Origin of the sequence: Stenotrophomonas sp. Ps181 (genome assembly GCF_025697425.1) — a bacterium.
Classification (GTDB): domain Bacteria; phylum Pseudomonadota; class Gammaproteobacteria; order Xanthomonadales; family Xanthomonadaceae; genus Stenotrophomonas; species Stenotrophomonas sepilia.
Window position 1 is genome coordinate 1 of the sequence record NZ_JAHWBI010000015.1, and the last position, 16,582, is coordinate 16,582.

12 protein-coding genes, 1 tRNA gene and 1 pseudogene are annotated in these 16,582 nt (G+C 63.5%); all 14 read left to right on the top strand.

The window, feature by feature from the left end:
* Positions 1-127, top strand: a pseudogene (tuf, locus tag KXV01_RS19790) (elongation factor Tu); the annotation flags it as partial.
* Positions 128-229: 102 nt separating this feature from the next.
* Positions 230-305 (top strand) — tRNA-Trp (locus KXV01_RS19795).
* 49 nt (positions 306-354) lie between these two features.
* The gene (gene secE, locus KXV01_RS19800; RefSeq protein WP_004145202.1) at positions 355-768 is read left to right on the top strand and encodes a preprotein translocase subunit SecE; all 414 of its coding nucleotides are present in this window, start codon (positions 355-357) and stop codon (positions 766-768) included.
* Positions 769-778: 10 nt separating this feature from the next.
* Positions 779-1,339 (top strand): transcription termination/antitermination protein NusG, encoded by a 561-nt coding sequence (nusG, locus tag KXV01_RS19805; RefSeq protein ID WP_004154362.1) that lies wholly within the window; start codon positions 779-781, stop codon positions 1,337-1,339.
* A 299-nt stretch (positions 1,340-1,638) separates the two neighbouring features.
* On the top strand, positions 1,639-2,067 hold the full coding sequence (gene rplK, locus KXV01_RS19810) for a 50S ribosomal protein L11 (protein WP_004145248.1): 429 nt from the start codon (positions 1,639-1,641) through the stop codon (positions 2,065-2,067).
* Between the two features lie 4 nt (positions 2,068-2,071).
* On the top strand, positions 2,072-2,770 hold the full coding sequence (gene rplA / locus KXV01_RS19815; protein WP_005415407.1) for a 50S ribosomal protein L1: 699 nt from the start codon (positions 2,072-2,074) through the stop codon (positions 2,768-2,770).
* Between the two features lie 386 nt (positions 2,771-3,156).
* Positions 3,157-3,693 (top strand): 50S ribosomal protein L10, encoded by a 537-nt coding sequence (rplJ, locus tag KXV01_RS19820; protein ID WP_005408203.1) that lies wholly within the window; start codon positions 3,157-3,159, stop codon positions 3,691-3,693.
* Between the two features lie 63 nt (positions 3,694-3,756).
* Positions 3,757-4,125, top strand: a complete 369-nt coding sequence (rplL, locus tag KXV01_RS19825; RefSeq protein ID WP_005415408.1) for a 50S ribosomal protein L7/L12 — start codon at positions 3,757-3,759, stop codon at positions 4,123-4,125.
* Between the two features lie 363 nt (positions 4,126-4,488).
* Positions 4,489-8,643, top strand: coding sequence for a DNA-directed RNA polymerase subunit beta (rpoB, locus tag KXV01_RS19830; RefSeq protein WP_005415409.1), 4,155 nt, complete (start codon positions 4,489-4,491; stop codon positions 8,641-8,643).
* Positions 8,644-8,730: 87 nt separating this feature from the next.
* Positions 8,731-12,954 (top strand): DNA-directed RNA polymerase subunit beta', encoded by a 4,224-nt coding sequence (gene rpoC / locus KXV01_RS19835; protein ID WP_049435708.1) that lies wholly within the window; start codon positions 8,731-8,733, stop codon positions 12,952-12,954.
* A 284-nt stretch (positions 12,955-13,238) separates the two neighbouring features.
* Entirely contained in the window at positions 13,239-13,613 is a 375-nt protein-coding gene (gene rpsL, locus KXV01_RS19840; protein WP_004145320.1) for a 30S ribosomal protein S12, read from the top strand.
* Positions 13,614-13,625: 12 nt separating this feature from the next.
* A complete protein-coding gene (gene rpsG, locus KXV01_RS19845; protein ID WP_004145321.1) occupies positions 13,626-14,099 on the top strand; it encodes a 30S ribosomal protein S7 in 474 nt (157 codons plus the stop codon).
* 141 nt (positions 14,100-14,240) lie between these two features.
* On the top strand, positions 14,241-16,382 hold the full coding sequence (fusA, locus tag KXV01_RS19850; RefSeq protein WP_049414677.1) for an elongation factor G: 2,142 nt from the start codon (positions 14,241-14,243) through the stop codon (positions 16,380-16,382).
* 52 nt (positions 16,383-16,434) lie between these two features.
* Positions 16,435-16,582, top strand: a 148-nt coding sequence (locus KXV01_RS19855; protein WP_230078978.1) for a GTP-binding protein, incomplete at its 3' end; no start/stop codon positions are given.

Consider the following 16,582-nt stretch of genomic DNA (forward strand, 5'->3'; position numbering starts at 1 on the left):
GGGTGACAACGTCAAGATGGAAGTCACCCTGATCAACCCGGTGGCCATGGACGAAGGCCTGCGCTTCGCCATCCGCGAAGGCGGCCGTACCGTCGGCGCCGGCGTGGTCTCGAAGATCATCGAGTAAGCCTGCAGTACCGGTGGTTGCATAGCGCCGCCGGTTACGCGAATGGCGGGCCGGGAACCTCGGTCCGCCTTCGCCGTCTAAGGGAAGGCAAGTTTTCAACGTACGCCAGTAGCTCAATTGGCAGAGCAGCGGTCTCCAAAACCGCAGGTTGGGGGTTCGAGTCCCTCCTGGCGTGCCATCTGCCCACCTTATCCAGCGGCCTGGGCCGCTAAAGCAGACACAGCCGGATGAATAGCAAGATCGAACACTCCAAGGACAACTCCGCCAACGGTGGAGATATCGTCAAGTATGTCGCCGCATCGCTGCTGGTGCTGGCCGGTCTGTTCGTCTGGTTCTGGTTCTCCGCCGACTCCGGTCGCGCCGCCCAGCTGGGTGCGTGGGCGGGTCAGCTGCGTGCATTGGCGGTCGTGGTCGGTCTGGTTGGCGGTATCGGCGTGTTCATGCTGACCGGCAAGGGGCGCGACACCCGCGAATTCCTCTCCGAGTCGCGCTTCGAACTGCGCAAGGTGGTCTGGCCGACGCGCCAGGAAGCCGTCCGCATGACCTGGGTCGTGATTGTCGTGGTGCTCATCCTCAGTCTTCTGCTGGGTGGCTTCGACTTCCTGATCCAGAAACTGACTCAGTGGTTCCTGAGCCGCTAAGGAGAATTGCATGAAGCGTTGGTACGTCGTTCACGCCTATTCGGGCTTCGAGAAGTCGGTGGCGCAGGCTCTGCGCGATCGCATCGTCCGTGACGGCATGGAAGAGCGCTTCGGCGACGTCCTGGTCCCGACCGAGGAAGTGGTCGAGATGCGCGCCGGCCAGAAGCGCCGTTCCGAGCGCAAGTTCTTCCCGGGTTACGTGCTGGTCCAGATCGAGACCCACGAGGAAGCCGGTATTCCGCGCATCGACAACGAAAGCTGGCATCTGGTCAAGGAAACCCCGCGCGTCATGGGCTTCATCGGCGGCACCGCCGATCGTCCGCTGCCGATCGCCGATTCCGAGGCCGAGGCCATCCTGAACCGCGTTCAGGAAGGTGTCGAGAAGCCGCGTCCGAAGGTGCTGTTCGAGCCGGGCCAGATGGTCCGCGTCACCGACGGTCCGTTCAACGATTTCAATGGCGTCGTCGAAGAAGTCAACTACGAGAAGAGCCGTCTGCGCGTCTCGGTGCTGATCTTCGGTCGTGCCACTCCGGTCGAGCTCGAGTTCGGCCAGGTCGAAAAGGCCGTCTGACCTGTCCTGTAGAGTCGAGCTATGCTCGACTCCGGGGTCTGGATGGTGCGGTAGTCGAGCATGGCTCGACTCGACAAAGGGAACCGGGCCTGGCCCGGTTCCGTTCGTTTACGCGCCGCTTCAGGCATGTGAAGAAAAAACCTGTTATAGTGCGCGGCTTCCTGCTTGGAAAGCCAGCAGGACGAGGCCGCCGCAAGGTGGCCTTCAGCATGATTTCAAAACGCGATGCCGGGACGCGTGATTCCCGGTCCGATGGGGAGCCTGTTGTCGAAAGGCGCTAGCACCCGGAGAGCACTCACATGGCAAAGAAAGTTGTCGGTTACATCAAGCTGCAGGTGAAGGCCGGTCAGGCCAACCCCTCGCCGCCGGTCGGTCCTGCGCTGGGTCAGCGTGGCCTGAACATCATGGAATTCTGCAAGGCGTTCAACGCTGCCACGCAGAAGCTCGAGCCGGGTCTGCCGGTTCCGGTGATCATCACGGCCTACTCGGACCGTACGTTCACCTTCATCACCAAGAGCACTCCGGCTACCACCCTGCTGAAGAAGGCCGCTGGCATCTCGTCGGGCTCCAAGCGCCCGAACACCGAGAAGGTCGGCAAGGTCACCCGTAAGCAGCTGGAAGAGATCGCCAAGGCGAAGGAACCGGATCTGACTGCCGCCGACCTGGACGCCGCCGTGCGTACCATCGCTGGCTCTGCCCGTTCCATGGGCCTCGTGGTGGAGGGTTAATAAGATGGCACAGACCAAGCGTGAGAAGGCCATCAAGGCCGCCGTCGTTCCGGGCAAGGCATACGCCTTCGAGGACGCGATCAACATCCTGAAGACCGCCACCAAGGCCAAGTTCGTCGAGTCGATCGACGTTGCCGTGCGCCTGGGCGTCGATGCGAAGAAGTCCGACCAGCAGGTCCGTGGCTCCACCGTGCTGCCGGCCGGTACCGGCAAGTCGGTCCGCGTCGCCGTGTTCGCTCCGGCCGGTGCCAAGGCTGACGAAGCCCTGGCTGCTGGCGCCGACGCCGTCGGTATGGATGACCTGGCCGAGAAGATGCAGGCCGGCGATCTGAACTACGACGTCGTCATCGCGACCCCGGACGCCATGCGCGTCGTCGGTAAGCTGGGCACCGTGCTGGGCCCGCGCGGCCTGATGCCGAACCCGAAGGTCGGCACCGTTTCCCCGAACCCGGGTGAAGCCGTGAAGAACGCCAAGTCGGGTCAGGTCCGTTACCGCACCGACAAGGCCGGCATCATCCACTGCACCATCGGCAAGGCCGACTTCGCCGAAGACGCGCTGAAGTCGAACCTGACCGCGCTGCTGCTGGACCTGATCAAGGCCAAGCCGGCCACCTCGAAGGGCACCTACCTGCAGAAGGTTTCGGTCAGCTCGACGATGGGCCCGGGCGTCACCGTCGACCAGTCGTCGCTGACCCTGAAGTAATTGTTTCAAGCGGTCACGGTGCCCCGGGTGCCGTGACCGTGACATTTGAAGGCATCGCTGGCAGTGCATCGCCCGCGGTAGCCGTCAAAGACCGCAGGCGCGGTCGTGGCAATACCGGCGACGGGCATGGAAGCTCGATCTGGCAAGGAGTCGCCGCCGGAGCAGTCAGGAGCGCTTAATCGATTCCCCGGAATCACCCTGCGTAGATGGTGCCCTTCTGGAGTTTTTCTGGTTCACGCACGTCTGGGTTTCCCAGGTTGGCCCACTCCAGGTCTAGAACGGCCCACCCCCGGAACATCATCCCGATGTTCCCGGCGTCCAGGACGGATGCCGCACAGGACCGCACACGGCAGGAGCCGTAAGCGGAGTTCAATAGGAGGAGTGCAATGGCTCTCAATCTGTCCCAGAAGCAAGAAGTAGTCGCCGAGCTGGCAGACGTCGCCGCCAAGGCCCACTCCTTGATCGCAGCCGAATACGCTGGCACCACGGTCGCCCAGATGACCGCGATGCGCAAGCAGGCTCGTGAAACCGGTGTTTTCTTGAAGGTTGTCAAGAACACCCTGGCTTCGCGCGCCGTTGAAGGCACCGAGTTCGCAGTCGCCCAGGACCAGATGGTTGGTCCGCTGCTGTACGCGTTCTCGCTCGAGGAGCCCGGCGCTGCCGGTCGCCTGATCAAGGAAGCCGCCAAGGGCAACGACAAGCTGAAGGCTAAGGTCGTCGCCATCGGTGGTGAAGTGTTCCCGGCGAGCCACGTCGACGTGCTGGCATCGCTGCCGACCCGCGACCAGGCCCTGGCCATGCTGGCCCGCGTCCTGACCGAGCCGGTCACGATGTTTGCCCGCGCCATCAAGGCCGTTGGCGAGAAGCAGGGGGGTGGCGATGTCGCCGCTGACGCTGCCGAGCCGGCCGCCGAGACCGCCTGAGTTTCGACTTACCGTGGTTCCTGACGGGACCTCAACCCAGAAAATCATCCAAAGGTATTAATCATGTCCCTTACCAACGAACAGATCGTCGACGCCATCGCCGAGAAGTCCCTGATGGAAGTGATGGAGCTGGTCAAGGCCATCGAAGAGAAGTTCGGCGTCTCCGCCGCTGCTCCGGTTGCCGTGGCTGCTGCCGCTGGCCCGGCTGCTGCTGTTGAAGAGCAGACCGAATTCGTCGTCACCCTGAAGACTGCCGGCGAGAAGAAGGTCGAAGTCATCAAGGCCGTCCGCGCCATCACCGGCCTGGGCCTGAAGGAAGCGAAGGACCTGGCCGAAGCCGGCGGCGTCCTGAAGGACAACGCTTCGAAGGAAGAAGCCGAGAAGATGAAGAAGGACCTGGAAGCTGCTGGCGCGACTGTCGAAGTCAAGTAAGCAGTTACCTTGCATCGTCACCGATTCGCGGCGATGCAGCCAAGGCTGGGGGCGTAAGCCCCCGGCCTTTGGTCGTTGTAGTGGTGTTGTAGAGTCGACTGTTGGTCGACTGCTGTGAAGGAAGTCGACTAACAGTCGACTCTACCGTTTCAAAAGCAGGAAAAAGCCCAACACGGGCTGCAGTCAAACCCCGGCAGGCCAGCGCCGAGCGCGGCAGCGGGGGAGTGGTAGCAGACGAGTTGGCAGTTGGAAGTAGCGGGAGAAGGCGTGCTGGTGCCGGCAATACCAGCGACTTCCAACTGACAATTTCAAGTTCCCTTCGGATCGTGGGCGCACGATCCGCACAACAAGGTGGAAGACCTCATGACGTCCTATTCGTTCACCGAAAAAAAGCGTATCCGCAAGGATTTCGGCAAGCAGCGCTCGATTCTCGAAGTGCCGTTCCTGCTCGCCATCCAGGTGGATTCCTATCGTGAATTCCTGCAGGAAAACGTCGATCCGGCCAAGCGCACGGACCACGGCCTGCACGCTGCGCTGAAGTCGGTCTTCCCGATCGCCAGCTACAGCGGCAACGCTGCCCTGGAATACGTCGGCTACAAGCTGGGCGAACCGGTCTTCGACGAGCGTGAGTGCCGCCAGCGCGGCATGAGCTACGGCGCCCCGCTGCGCGTGACCGTGCGCCTGGTGATCTACGACCGTGAGTCGTCGACCAAGGCCATCAAGTACGTGAAGGAGCAGGAGGTCTATCTGGGCGAAATCCCGCTGATGACCGAGAACGGCACCTTCATCGTCAACGGCACCGAGCGCGTCATCGTCTCCCAGCTGCACCGCTCGCCGGGCGTGTTCTTCGACCACGACCGTGGCAAGACCCACAGCTCGGGCAAGCTGCTGTACAGCGCCCGCATCATTCCTTACCGCGGCTCCTGGCTGGACTTCGAGTTCGACCCGAAGGACGCGCTGTTCACCCGTATCGACCGCCGCCGCAAGCTGCCGGTGTCGATCCTGCTGCGCGCGCTCGGCTACAGCAACGAAGAGATGCTGGCCGAGTTCTTCGAGATCAACACCTTCCACATCAACCCGGATGAAGGCGTCCAGCTGGAGCTGGTGCCGGAGCGCCTGCGTGGCGAGACCCTGGGCTTCGACCTCGCCGACGGCGACAAGGTCATCGTGGAAGCCGGCAAGCGCATCACCGCGCGCCACATCAAGCAGCTGGAAGCCTCGGGCATCGCCGCCCTGGCCGTGCCGGACGACTACATCGTCGGCCGCATCCTGTCGCACGACGTGGTCGATGCCTCGACCGGCGAACTGCTGGCCCAGGCCAACGACGAGATCACGGACGAGCAGCTGCAGGCCTTCCGCAAGGCCGGTGTGGATGCCGTGGGCACCCTGTGGGTGAACGACCTGGATCGTGGCCCGTACCTGTCCAACACCCTGCGTATCGACCCGACCAAGACCCAGCTGGAGGCCCTGGTCGAGATCTACCGCATGATGCGTCCGGGCGAGCCGCCGACCAAGGATGCCGCGCAGAACCTGTTCCACAACCTGTTCTTCACCTTCGAGCGCTACGACCTGTCCGCGGTCGGCCGCATGAAGTTCAACCGCCGCGTGGGCCGCAAGGAAACCACCGGCGAAGCCGTGCTGTACGACAGCAAGTACTTCGGCGAGCGCAACGACGAAGAGTCCAAGCGCCTGGTCGCTGCCCACGGCGAAAGCTCCGACATCCTGGACGTGATCAAGGTCCTGACCGAGATCCGCAACGGTCGCGGCGTGGTCGACGACATCGATCACCTGGGCAACCGTCGCGTGCGTTCGGTCGGCGAAATGGCCGAGAACGTGTTCCGCGTCGGCCTGGTCCGCGTCGAGCGTGCGGTCAAGGAGCGCCTGTCGATGGCCGAGTCGGAAGGCCTGACCCCGCAGGAACTGATCAACGCCAAGCCGGTCGCCGCTGCCATCAAGGAGTTCTTCGGCTCCTCGCAGCTGTCGCAGTTCATGGACCAGAACAACCCGCTGTCGGAAGTGACTCACAAGCGTCGCGTCTCGGCCCTGGGCCCGGGCGGTCTGACTCGTGAGCGCGCCGGCTTCGAAGTGCGCGACGTGCACCCGACCCACTACGGCCGCGTCTGCACCATCGAAACCCCGGAAGGCCCGAACATCGGCCTGATCAACTCGCTGGCCGTGTACGCCCGCACCAACAAGTACGGTTTCCTCGAGACCCCGTACCGCAAGGTCGTGGACGGCAAGGTCTATGACGAAGTCGAGTTCCTGTCGGCCATTGAAGAGAACGAGTACGTCATTGCGCAGGCCAACGCGCTGACCGACGCCAAGGGCACCCTGACCGAGCAGTTCGTTCCGTGCCGCTTCCAGGGCGAATCGCTGCTGAAGCCGCCGGCGGAAGTCCACTTCATGGACGTTTCGCCGATGCAGACCGTCTCGATCGCGGCCGCGCTGGTTCCGTTCCTGGAGCACGATGACGCGAACCGCGCACTGATGGGCGCCAACATGCAGCGTCAGGCCGTGCCGACCCTGCGTTCGCAGAAGCCGCTGGTCGGCACCGGCATCGAGCGCGCCGTGGCGCGTGACTCGGGTGTGACCGTGAACGCCCGTCGTGGTGGTGAGATCGTGCAGATCGACGCCGCCCGCATCGTGGTCAAGGTCAACGAGGAAGAGATCGTTGGCGCCACCGACGCCGGCGTGGACATCTACAACCTGGTCAAGTACACCCGGTCGAACCAGAACACCTGCATCAACCAGCGTCCGCTGGTCCAGGTGGGTGACGTCATCGCCCGCGGCGACGTGCTGGCCGACGGTCCGTCCACCGACATCGGCGAGCTGGCCCTGGGCCAGAACATGCTGATCGCGTTCATGCCGTGGAACGGCTACAACTTCGAAGACTCCATCCTGCTCTCCGAGCGCGTGGTGGAAGAGGATCGCTACACCACGATCCACATCGAAGAGCTGACCTGCGTCGCGCGTGACACCAAGCTGGGGCCGGAGGAAATCTCCGCCGACATCCCGAACGTCTCCGAGCAGGCGCTGAACCGCCTGGACGAAAGCGGCGTGGTGTACATCGGTGCCGAAGTGCGCGCCGGCGACATCCTGGTCGGCAAGGTCACCCCGAAGGGCGAAAGCCAGCTGACCCCGGAAGAGAAGCTGCTGCGCGCGATCTTCGGCGAGAAGGCTTCGGACGTTAAGGACAGCTCGCTGCGCGTTCCGCCGGGCATGGACGGCACCGTCATCGACGTGCAGGTCTTCACCCGCGACGGCATCGAGAAGGACAAGCGCGCCCGCCAGATCGAAGAGTCCGAAATCAAGCGCGTCAAGAAGGACTTCGATGACCAGTTCCGCATCCTGGAAGCGGCCATCTACATGCGTCTGCGTTCGCAGATCGTGGGCAAGGTGGTCAATGGTGGTGCTGGCCTGAAGAAGGGTGACGTGATCACCGACGCCTTCCTCGACGGCCTGAAGAAGTCTGACTGGTTCGCCCTGCGCATGAAGGACGAGGACGCCTCGGAAGCCATCGAGCGCGCCCAGAAGCAGATCCAGGCGCACGAGAAGGAATTCGAGCGTCGCTTCGCCGACAAGCGCGGCAAGATCACCGCGGGCGACGACCTCGCCCCGGGCGTGCTGAAGATGGTCAAGGTGTTCCTGGCGGTGAAGCGCCGCATCCAGCCGGGCGACAAGATGGCAGGCCGCCACGGCAACAAGGGTGTGGTGTCCAACGTGGTGCCGGTCGAGGACATGCCGTACATGGCCTCGGGCGAGACCGTGGACATCGTGCTGAACCCGCTGGGCGTGCCGTCGCGTATGAACATCGGCCAGATCCTGGAAGTGCACCTGGGCTGGGCCGCCAAGGGTCTGGGTCGCAAGATCCAGGCGATGCTGGAAGCCCAGGCGGCGGTCGCCGACCTGCGCAAGTTCCTGGACGACATCTACAACCACGACGACACCAACGTGGCCAACCGTGTCGACCTGTCGCAGTTCAGCGACGAGGAGCTGCTGCGCCTGGCCCGCAACCTGACCGACGGCGTGCCGATGGCCACCCCGGTGTTCGACGGCGCCACCGAAGCGGAAATCAAGCGCATGCTGGAACTGGCCGACCTGCCGAGCAGTGGCCAGACCCAGCTGTACGACGGCCGCACCGGTGAAGCATTCGACCGCCATACCACCGTCGGTTACATGCACTACCTGAAGCTGAACCACCTGGTCGACGACAAGATGCACGCCCGTTCGACCGGCCCGTACTCGCTCGTCACCCAGCAGCCGCTGGGCGGCAAGGCGCAGTTCGGCGGCCAGCGCTTCGGTGAAATGGAAGTCTGGGCGCTGGAAGCCTACGGCGCGGCCTACACCCTGCAGGAAATGCTGACGGTGAAGTCCGATGACGTGCAGGGCCGCAACCAGATGTACAAGAACATCGTCGACGGCGAGCACGAGATGGTCGCGGGCATGCCGGAATCCTTCAACGTGCTCGTGAAGGAAATCCGCTCGCTGGCCATCAACATGGAACTGGAAGACAACTGATCCATGCCGGCGCGGCGGTCCGCCGCCGCGCCGCTGGCAGTGAACTGAAAGCCCATCGACACAGCATTCCTCCTTCTGGAGAACACCATGAAAGACCTGCTCAACCTCTTCAACCAGCAGCGCCAGACGCTGGACTTCGACGCGATCAAGATCGCGCTGGCCTCGCCGGACCTGATCCGTTCGTGGTCCTTCGGCGAAGTGAAGAAGCCGGAAACCATCAACTACCGTACCTTCAAGCCGGAACGCGACGGCCTGTTCTGCGCCGCCATCTTCGGCCCGGTGAAGGACTACGAGTGCCTGTGCGGCAAGTACAAGCGCATGAAGCACCGCGGCGTGGTCTGCGAAAAGTGCGGCACCGAAGTGACCCTGGCCAAGGTGCGCCGCGAGCGCATGGGCCACATCGACCTGGCCTCGCCGGTCGCGCACATCTGGTTCCTCAAGTCGCTGCCGTCGCGCATCGGCCTGATGCTGGACATGACCCTGCGCGACATCGAGCGCGTGCTGTACTTCGAAGCGTACGTGGTGACCGAGCCGGGCCTGACCGCCCTGGAGCGCCGCCAGCTGCTGACCGAGGAACAGTACCTGCAGGCCCGCCAGGAACACGGTGACGACTTCGACGCCGCCATGGGCGCCGAGGCCGTGTACGAACTGCTGCGCACGATCGACCTGCAGTCCGAGATGACCCGCCTGCGCGAGGAAATCGCCGCTACCGGTTCGGAAACCAAGCTCAAGCGCCTCACCAAGCGCATCAAGCTGATCGAAGCCTTCCTGGAATCGGGCAACCGTCCGGAATGGATGGTCATGACCGTGCTGCCGGTGCTGCCGCCGGACCTGCGTCCGCTGGTCCCGCTGGATGGCGGCCGCTTCGCGACCTCCGACCTGAATGACCTGTACCGCCGCGTCATCAACCGCAACAACCGCCTGCGCCGCCTGCTCGAACTGAGCGCGCCGGACATCATCGTGCGCAATGAAAAGCGCATGCTGCAGGAATCGGTCGATGCACTGCTGGACAACGGCCGCCGCGGTCGTGCCATCACCGGCACCAACAAGCGCCCGCTGAAGTCGCTGGCCGACATGATCAAGGGCAAGCAGGGTCGCTTCCGCCAGAACCTGCTCGGCAAGCGCGTCGACTACTCGGGCCGTTCGGTCATCGTGGTCGGCCCGTACCTGCGCCTGCACCAGTGCGGCCTGCCGAAGAAGATGGCGCTGGAGCTGTTCAAGCCGTTCGTCTTCGCCAAGCTGCAGCGTCGTGGCCTGGCCACCACCATCAAGGCCGCCAAGAAGCTGGTCGAGCGCGAAGAAGCCGAAGTCTGGGACATCCTGGAAGAGGTCATCCGCGAGCATCCGGTGATGCTGAACCGCGCGCCGACCCTGCACCGCCTGGGCATCCAGGCGTTCGAGCCGGTACTCATCGAGGGCAAGGCGATCCAGCTGCACCCGCTGGTCTGCACCGCGTTCAACGCCGACTTCGACGGTGACCAGATGGCCGTCCACGTGCCGCTCTCGCTGGAAGCCCAGCTGGAAGCGCGTGCGCTGATGATGTCGACCAACAACATCCTGTCGCCGGCCAACGGCGAGCCGATCATCGTGCCGTCGCAGGACGTCGTGCTGGGTCTGTACTACATGACCCGCTCGCTGGAAAACAAGAAGGGCGAGGGCATGGCCTTCGCCAACATCGCCGAAGTCAAGCGCGCCTACGACAACCGCGTGGTGGAACTGCACGCCAAGGTCAAGGTCCGCATCACCGAGGTGGTGACCGACGAAGACGGCAACAAGCAGAACAGGACCTCGATCGTGGACACCACGATCGGTCGCGCCCTGCTGGCTGAAATCCTGCCGGAAGGCCTGCCGTTCGCGCTGGCCAATGTCGAGCTGACCAAGAAGAACATCAGCCGCCTGATCAACTCCAGCTACCGCCAGCTCGGCCTGAAGGACACGGTCGTGTTCGCCGACAAGCTGATGTACACCGGCTTCGCCTATGCGACCCGCGCCGGCGTCTCGATCGGCATCGACGACATGCTGATCCCGGACGAGAAGAAGGGCATCCTCACCGAGGCCGAAGCCGAAGTGCTGGAAATCCAGGAGCAGTACCAGTCGGGCCTGGTCACCGCCGGCGAGCGTTACAACAAGGTGGTCGACATCTGGTCGCGCACCAACGAGCGCATCGCCAAGGCGATGATGGACACCATCGGTACCGAGAAGGTGGTCAATGCCAAGGGCGAGACCATCGACCAGAAGTCGATGAACTCGCTGTACATCATGGCCGACTCCGGTGCGCGTGGTTCGCAGGCGCAGATCCGTCAGCTGGCCGGCATGCGTGGCCTGATGGCCCGCCCGGATGGCTCGATCATCGAGACGCCCATCAAGGCGAACTTCCGCGAAGGCCTGAACGTGCAGGAGTACTTCAACTCCACCCACGGTGCCCGTAAGGGTCTGGCCGATACCGCGCTGAAGACCGCGAACTCGGGTTACCTGACCCGTCGCCTGGTCGACGTCGCGCAGGACGTGGTGATCACCGAAGTGGATTGCGGTACCACCGAAGGCCTGATCATGACCCCGATCGTGGAAGGCGGCGACGTGGTCGAGCCGCTGAAGGACCGCGTGCTGGGCCGCGTGGTTGCCGAGGACGTGTTCCTGCCGGGCAACGACGAAGATCCGATCGTCACCCGCAACACCCTGCTGGACGAAGCCTGGGTTGCCAAGCTGGAAGATGCCGGCGTGCAGACCATCAAGGTCCGCTCGACCATCTCCTGTGAATCGGCCTTCGGTGTCTGCTCGCGCTGCTACGGCCGCGACCTGGCCCGTGGCCACCTGGTCAACATCGGTGAAGCGGTCGGCGTCATCGCCGCCCAGTCCATCGGTGAGCCGGGTACCCAGCTGACCATGCGTACGTTCCACATCGGTGGTGCGGCGTCGCGAGCTGCTGCGGTCGACAACATCACCGTCAAGACCACCGGCTCGGTCAAGTTCAGCAACCTCAAGTCCGTCGAGCACGCCAACGGCTCGCTGGTGGCGGTGTCGCGCTCGGGCGAAATCTCGGTGCTCGATGCGCACGGCCGTGAGCGTGAGCGTTACAAGCTGCCGTACGGTGCGACCATCACGTCCAAGGACGGCGATGCGATCAAGGCGGGCCAGACCGTGGCCAACTGGGATCCGCATAACCACCCGATCGTGTCGGAAGTGGCCGGCTTCATCCGCTTCATCGACTTCGTCGACGGCATCACCGTCATCGAGAAGACCGACGAGCTGACCGGCCTGGCCTCGCGCGAGATCACCGATCCGAAGCGTCGTGGTACCCAGGCCAAGGACCTGCGCCCGATCGTGCGCATCGTCGACGCCAAGGGCAACGACCTGTCGATCCCGGGCACCGACCTGCCGGCGCAGTACCTGCTGCCGCCGCGTTCGATCGTCAACCTGCAGGACGGCGCCCCGGTGGGCGTGGGCGACGTCGTCGCCAAGATCCCGCAGGAAGCGTCGAAGACCCGCGACATCACCGGTGGTCTGCCGCGCGTGGCCGACCTGTTCGAAGCGCGCAAGCCGAAGGATCCGGCGGTGCTGGCCGAGCGTTCGGGCATCATCAGCTTCGGCAAGGACACCAAGGGCAAGCAGCGCCTGATCATCAAGGACACCGACGGTTCGGAGCACGAAGAGCTGATCCCGAAGTACCGCCAGGTCATCGTGTTCGAAGGCGAGCATGTCACCAAGGGTGAAACCATCGTGGACGGCGAGCCGAGCCCGCAGGACATCCTGCGCCTGCTGGGTGTCGAGCCGCTGGCTGCCTACCTGGTCAAGGAAATCCAGGACGTGTACCGCCTGCAGGGCGTGAAGATCAACGACAAGCACATCGAGGTGATCACCCGCCAGATGCTGCGCAAGGTCGAGATCACCGACCAGGGCAGCAGCAAGTTCCTGAACGGCGAACAGGTGGAGCGCCAGCGCGTTATCGAGGAGAATGCGCGCCTGTCGACCCGCAACGAACTGCCGGCGCGCTTCGATCCGGTTCTGCTGGGTATCACCAAGGCCTCGCTGGCGACCGAATCGTTCATCTCGGCGGCCTCCTTCCAGGAGACCACCCGAGTGCTGACCGAGGCTGCCGTCCGCGGTACCAAGGACAACCTGCGTGGCCTGAAGGAAAACGTCATCGTCGGCCGCCTGATCCCGGCCGGTACCGGCCTGTCCTACCACAGCAACCGCCGTCGCGGCGCTTCCGGTCTCACCGACTCGGAAATGCAGACCCTGGCCGGCACCCCGGCTGCGGTCGAGTCCCCGGTGGTTGAAGCCGAAGCTGAACAGGCCTCGGGCGAAGAATGAGGTATCCGGTCCGGCCGCAAGGCCGGACCACCCCATCGGTCCATCGATGGGATTGGGAAAGGGCAGGGGAGATCGTCCGCGATCGACCCAGCCAACCTGAACGGGGTACATGGAGGCCCCCCAGTAACGTCCCGGGATCAGGGACGGGCTTGACAGGAGGCGTTTGACTGCTTTCCTTGCAGGTTGCTACAATCGTCTGTCTCAGCAGGCCAAAATTTCGGCCTGCTTTAACATTTCCGCATCTCTGGCCGGATTTTCCGGCCACCAATCAGAAGAACCTACTGATGGCGACGATCAACCAGCTGGTCCGCAAGCCGCGGCAAGCGACCACCTACAAGAGTGCCTCGCCGGCGCTCGACAAGTGCCCGCAGCGCCGTGGCGTCTGCACCCGTGTCTACACCACCACTCCGAAGAAGCCGAACTCGGCTCTGCGCAAGGTTGCCAAGGTCCGCCTGACCAACCAGGAAGAAGTGATTTCCTACATCGGTGGTGAAGGCCACAATCTGCAGGAGCACTCCGTGGTCCTGATCCGCGGCGGTCGCGTCAAGGACCTGCCGGGTGTGCGTTACCACACCGTTCGTGGCTCGCTCGACGCCGCCGGCGTTGCCAAGCGTCGCCAGGCCCGTTCCAAGTACGGCGCCAAGCGTCCGAAGGCATAAGGAGAGAGCACAATGTCGCGTAAGGGTAATACTCCGCAGCGTTCCGTCCTGCCCGATCCGAAGCACGGAAGCGAAACCATCGCCCGTTTCATCAACATGGTCATGCAGAGCGGCAAGAAGTCCGTCGCCGAAAAGATCGTGTACGGCGCCATGGACGTGATCACCGAGAAGAACAGCAGCGCCAACGCCATTGAACTGGTGCAGAAGGCCCTGGACAACGTCGCTCCGGCGGTCGAAGTCAAGTCGCGCCGCGTCGGTGGTGCCACCTACCAGGTGCCGGTCGAAGTGCGTTCGTCGCGCAAGATGGCCCTGGCCATGCGCTGGCTGATCGACTCCGCGCGCAAGCGTGGTGAGAACACCATGCCGAAGAAGCTGGCTGCTGAACTGATCGACGCCTCGGAAAACCGCGGCGGCGCCATCAAGAAGCGCGAAGAAACCCACCGCATGGCCGAAGCCAACAAGGCATTCGCCCACTACCGCTGGTGAGTTTGACGGCCTTGTAAAACAGGCAGGGCAGCACCACTTCGGTGCGTGCTGCCTCGCGGTCCCAGAAGGACTGCGCCAATCCGAAGGCCGCCGAAAGGCGGCGTTCGGCCATCCGAAATCCAAGAAATCTGAGAGGCTCCCGTGGCCCGTTCCACTCCCATCGAGCGTTACCGCAACTTCGGCATCATGGCTCACATCGATGCCGGCAAGACCACCACGTCCGAGCGCATCCTGTTCTACACCGGCAAGAGCCACAAGATCGGTGAAGTGCACGACGGCGCCGCCACCATGGACTGGATGGAGCAGGAGCAGGAGCGTGGCATCACGATCCAGTCCGCTGCCACCACCGCGTTCTGGAAGGGCATGGACAAGTCCCTGCCGGAGCACCGCTTCAACATCATCGACACCCCCGGGCACGTCGACTTCACCATCGAAGTGGAGCGTTCGCTTCGCGTGCTCGACGGTGCCGTCTTCGTCCTGTGTGCCGTCGGTGGCGTGCAGCCGCAGTCGGAAACCGTGTGGCGCCAGGCCAACAAGTACCACGTGCCGCGCATCGCGTTCGTCAACAAGATGGACCGCACCGGTGCCAACTTCCAGAAGGTCGTCGGCCAGCTGAAGGCCAAGCTGGGTGCGGTTGCCGTGCCGATGCAGCTGCCGATCGGCGCTGAAGACAACTTCAAGGGCGTTGTCGACCTGCTGAAGATGAAGGCCATCCACTGGGATGAGGCTTCGCAGGGCATGAAGTTCGAATACAGCGACATCCCGGCCGAACTGCAGGGCCCGGCTGAAGAGGCTCGCCAGTTCATGGTCGAGACCGCTGCCGAAGCCAGCGAAGAGCTGATGGAAAAGTACCTGGGCGGCGAAGAGCTGGCCGAGGCTGAAATCATCAACGCCCTGCGTACCCGCACCCTGGCTACCGAGATCGTGCCGATGTACTGCGGCTCGGCCTTCAAGAACAAGGGCGTGCAGGCCATGCTGGACGGCGTGATCCAGCTGCTGCCGTCGCCGGTCGACGTGCCGGACGTGAAGGGCGTGGACGTTGACGACGACACCGTCGAAATGACCCGCAAGTCGGACGACAAGGCTCCGTTCTCGTCGCTGGCCTTCAAGATCATCACCGACCCGTTCGTCGGCGCGCTGACCTTCTTCCGTGTCTACTCGGGCACCCTGAACGGTGGCGACACCGTGCTGAACTCGGTGAAGGGCAAGAAGGAGCGCATCGGCCGCATCCTGCAGATGCACTCGAACAACCGCGAGGAAATCAAGGAAGTTCTGGCCGGTGACATCGCTGCTGCCGTGGGCCTGAAGGACACCACCACCGGTGACACCCTGTGCGCCGTGGACGCCCCGATCATCCTGGAGCGCATGACGTTCCCGGAGCCGGTGATCTCGATGGCCGTCGAGCCGAAGACCAAGTCGGACCAGGAAAAGATGGGCCTGGCCCTGGGCCGCCTGGCACAGGAAGATCCGTCGTTCCGCGTCAAGACCGACGAAGAATCCGGCCAGACCATCATCTCGGGCATGGGCGAGCTGCACCTGGACATCATCGTTGACCGCCTGAAGCGCGAGTTCAACGTTGAAGCCAACGTCGGCGCGCCGCAGGTGGCCTACCGCGAAACCATCACCCTGGCCGACGTCAAGTCGGACTACAAGCACGCCAAGCAGTCCGGTGGTAAGGGTCAGTACGGTCACGTCGTGATCGAACTGTCGCCGATCACCGCTGCCGACCGTGCCGATCCGAAGATCGCTCCGATGATCAAGGACGACTTCCTGTTCATCAACGACATCACCGGCGGCGTGATCCCGAAGGAGTTCATCCCGTCGGTCGAGAAGGGCCTGCGCGAAACCATCACCAGCGGCCCGCTGGCTGGCTTCCCGGTCGTGGACGTCAAGGTGAAGCTGGTGTTCGGTTCGTACCACGACGTCGACTCCTCGGAAATGGCGTTCAAGCTGGCTTCGTCGATGGCCTTCAAGCAGGGCTTCGCCAAGGCCAAGCCGGTGCTGCTGGAGCCGATCATGAAGGTCGAGATCGTGACCCCGGAGGATTACCAGGGTGACGTGATGGGCGACGTCAGCCGTCGTCGCGGCGTGCTGCAGGGTTCCGACACCACCGGTGACGGTTCGGCCAGCATCATCAACGCGATGATCCCGCTGGGTGAAATGTTCGGCTACGCCACTGCGCTGCGTTCGCAGACCCAGGGCCGCGCCACCTTCACCATGGAATTCGATCACTACGAGCCGGCTCCGACCAACATCGCCGAAGCCGTCATGAAGAAGGGCTGAGCCTCGCTCAGCCTCTCTTGAAACCACTTACGAACAATCAAGGTATAGAACAATGGCAAAGGGTAAGTTCGAACGCACCAAGCCGCACGTCAACGTCGGCACCATCGGTCACGTCGACCACGGCAAGACCACGCTGACCGCCGCACTGACCAAGATCGGTGCCGAGCGCTTCGGTGGCGAGTTCAAGGACTACTCCTCGA

Excerpts from the sequence above, each read along its gene's own strand:
- nusG (WP_004154362.1), top strand. The coding sequence starts at position 779 with ATGAAGCGTTGGTACGTCGTTCACGCCTATTCGGGCTTCGAGAAGTCG.
- rplA (WP_005415407.1), top strand. The coding sequence starts at position 2,072 with ATGGCACAGACCAAGCGTGAGAAGGCCATCAAGGCCGCCGTCGTTCCG.
- rpsL (WP_004145320.1), top strand. The coding sequence starts at position 13,239 with ATGGCGACGATCAACCAGCTGGTCCGCAAGCCGCGGCAAGCGACCACC.
- rpoB (WP_005415409.1), top strand. The coding sequence starts at position 4,489 with ATGACGTCCTATTCGTTCACCGAAAAAAAGCGTATCCGCAAGGATTTC.
- rplL (WP_005415408.1), top strand. The coding sequence starts at position 3,757 with ATGTCCCTTACCAACGAACAGATCGTCGACGCCATCGCCGAGAAGTCC.
- secE (WP_004145202.1), top strand. The coding sequence starts at position 355 with ATGAATAGCAAGATCGAACACTCCAAGGACAACTCCGCCAACGGTGGA.
- rpsG (WP_004145321.1), top strand. The coding sequence starts at position 13,626 with ATGTCGCGTAAGGGTAATACTCCGCAGCGTTCCGTCCTGCCCGATCCG.
- rplJ (WP_005408203.1), top strand. The coding sequence starts at position 3,157 with ATGGCTCTCAATCTGTCCCAGAAGCAAGAAGTAGTCGCCGAGCTGGCA.
- rpoC (WP_049435708.1), top strand. The coding sequence starts at position 8,731 with ATGAAAGACCTGCTCAACCTCTTCAACCAGCAGCGCCAGACGCTGGAC.
- rplK (WP_004145248.1), top strand. The coding sequence starts at position 1,639 with ATGGCAAAGAAAGTTGTCGGTTACATCAAGCTGCAGGTGAAGGCCGGT.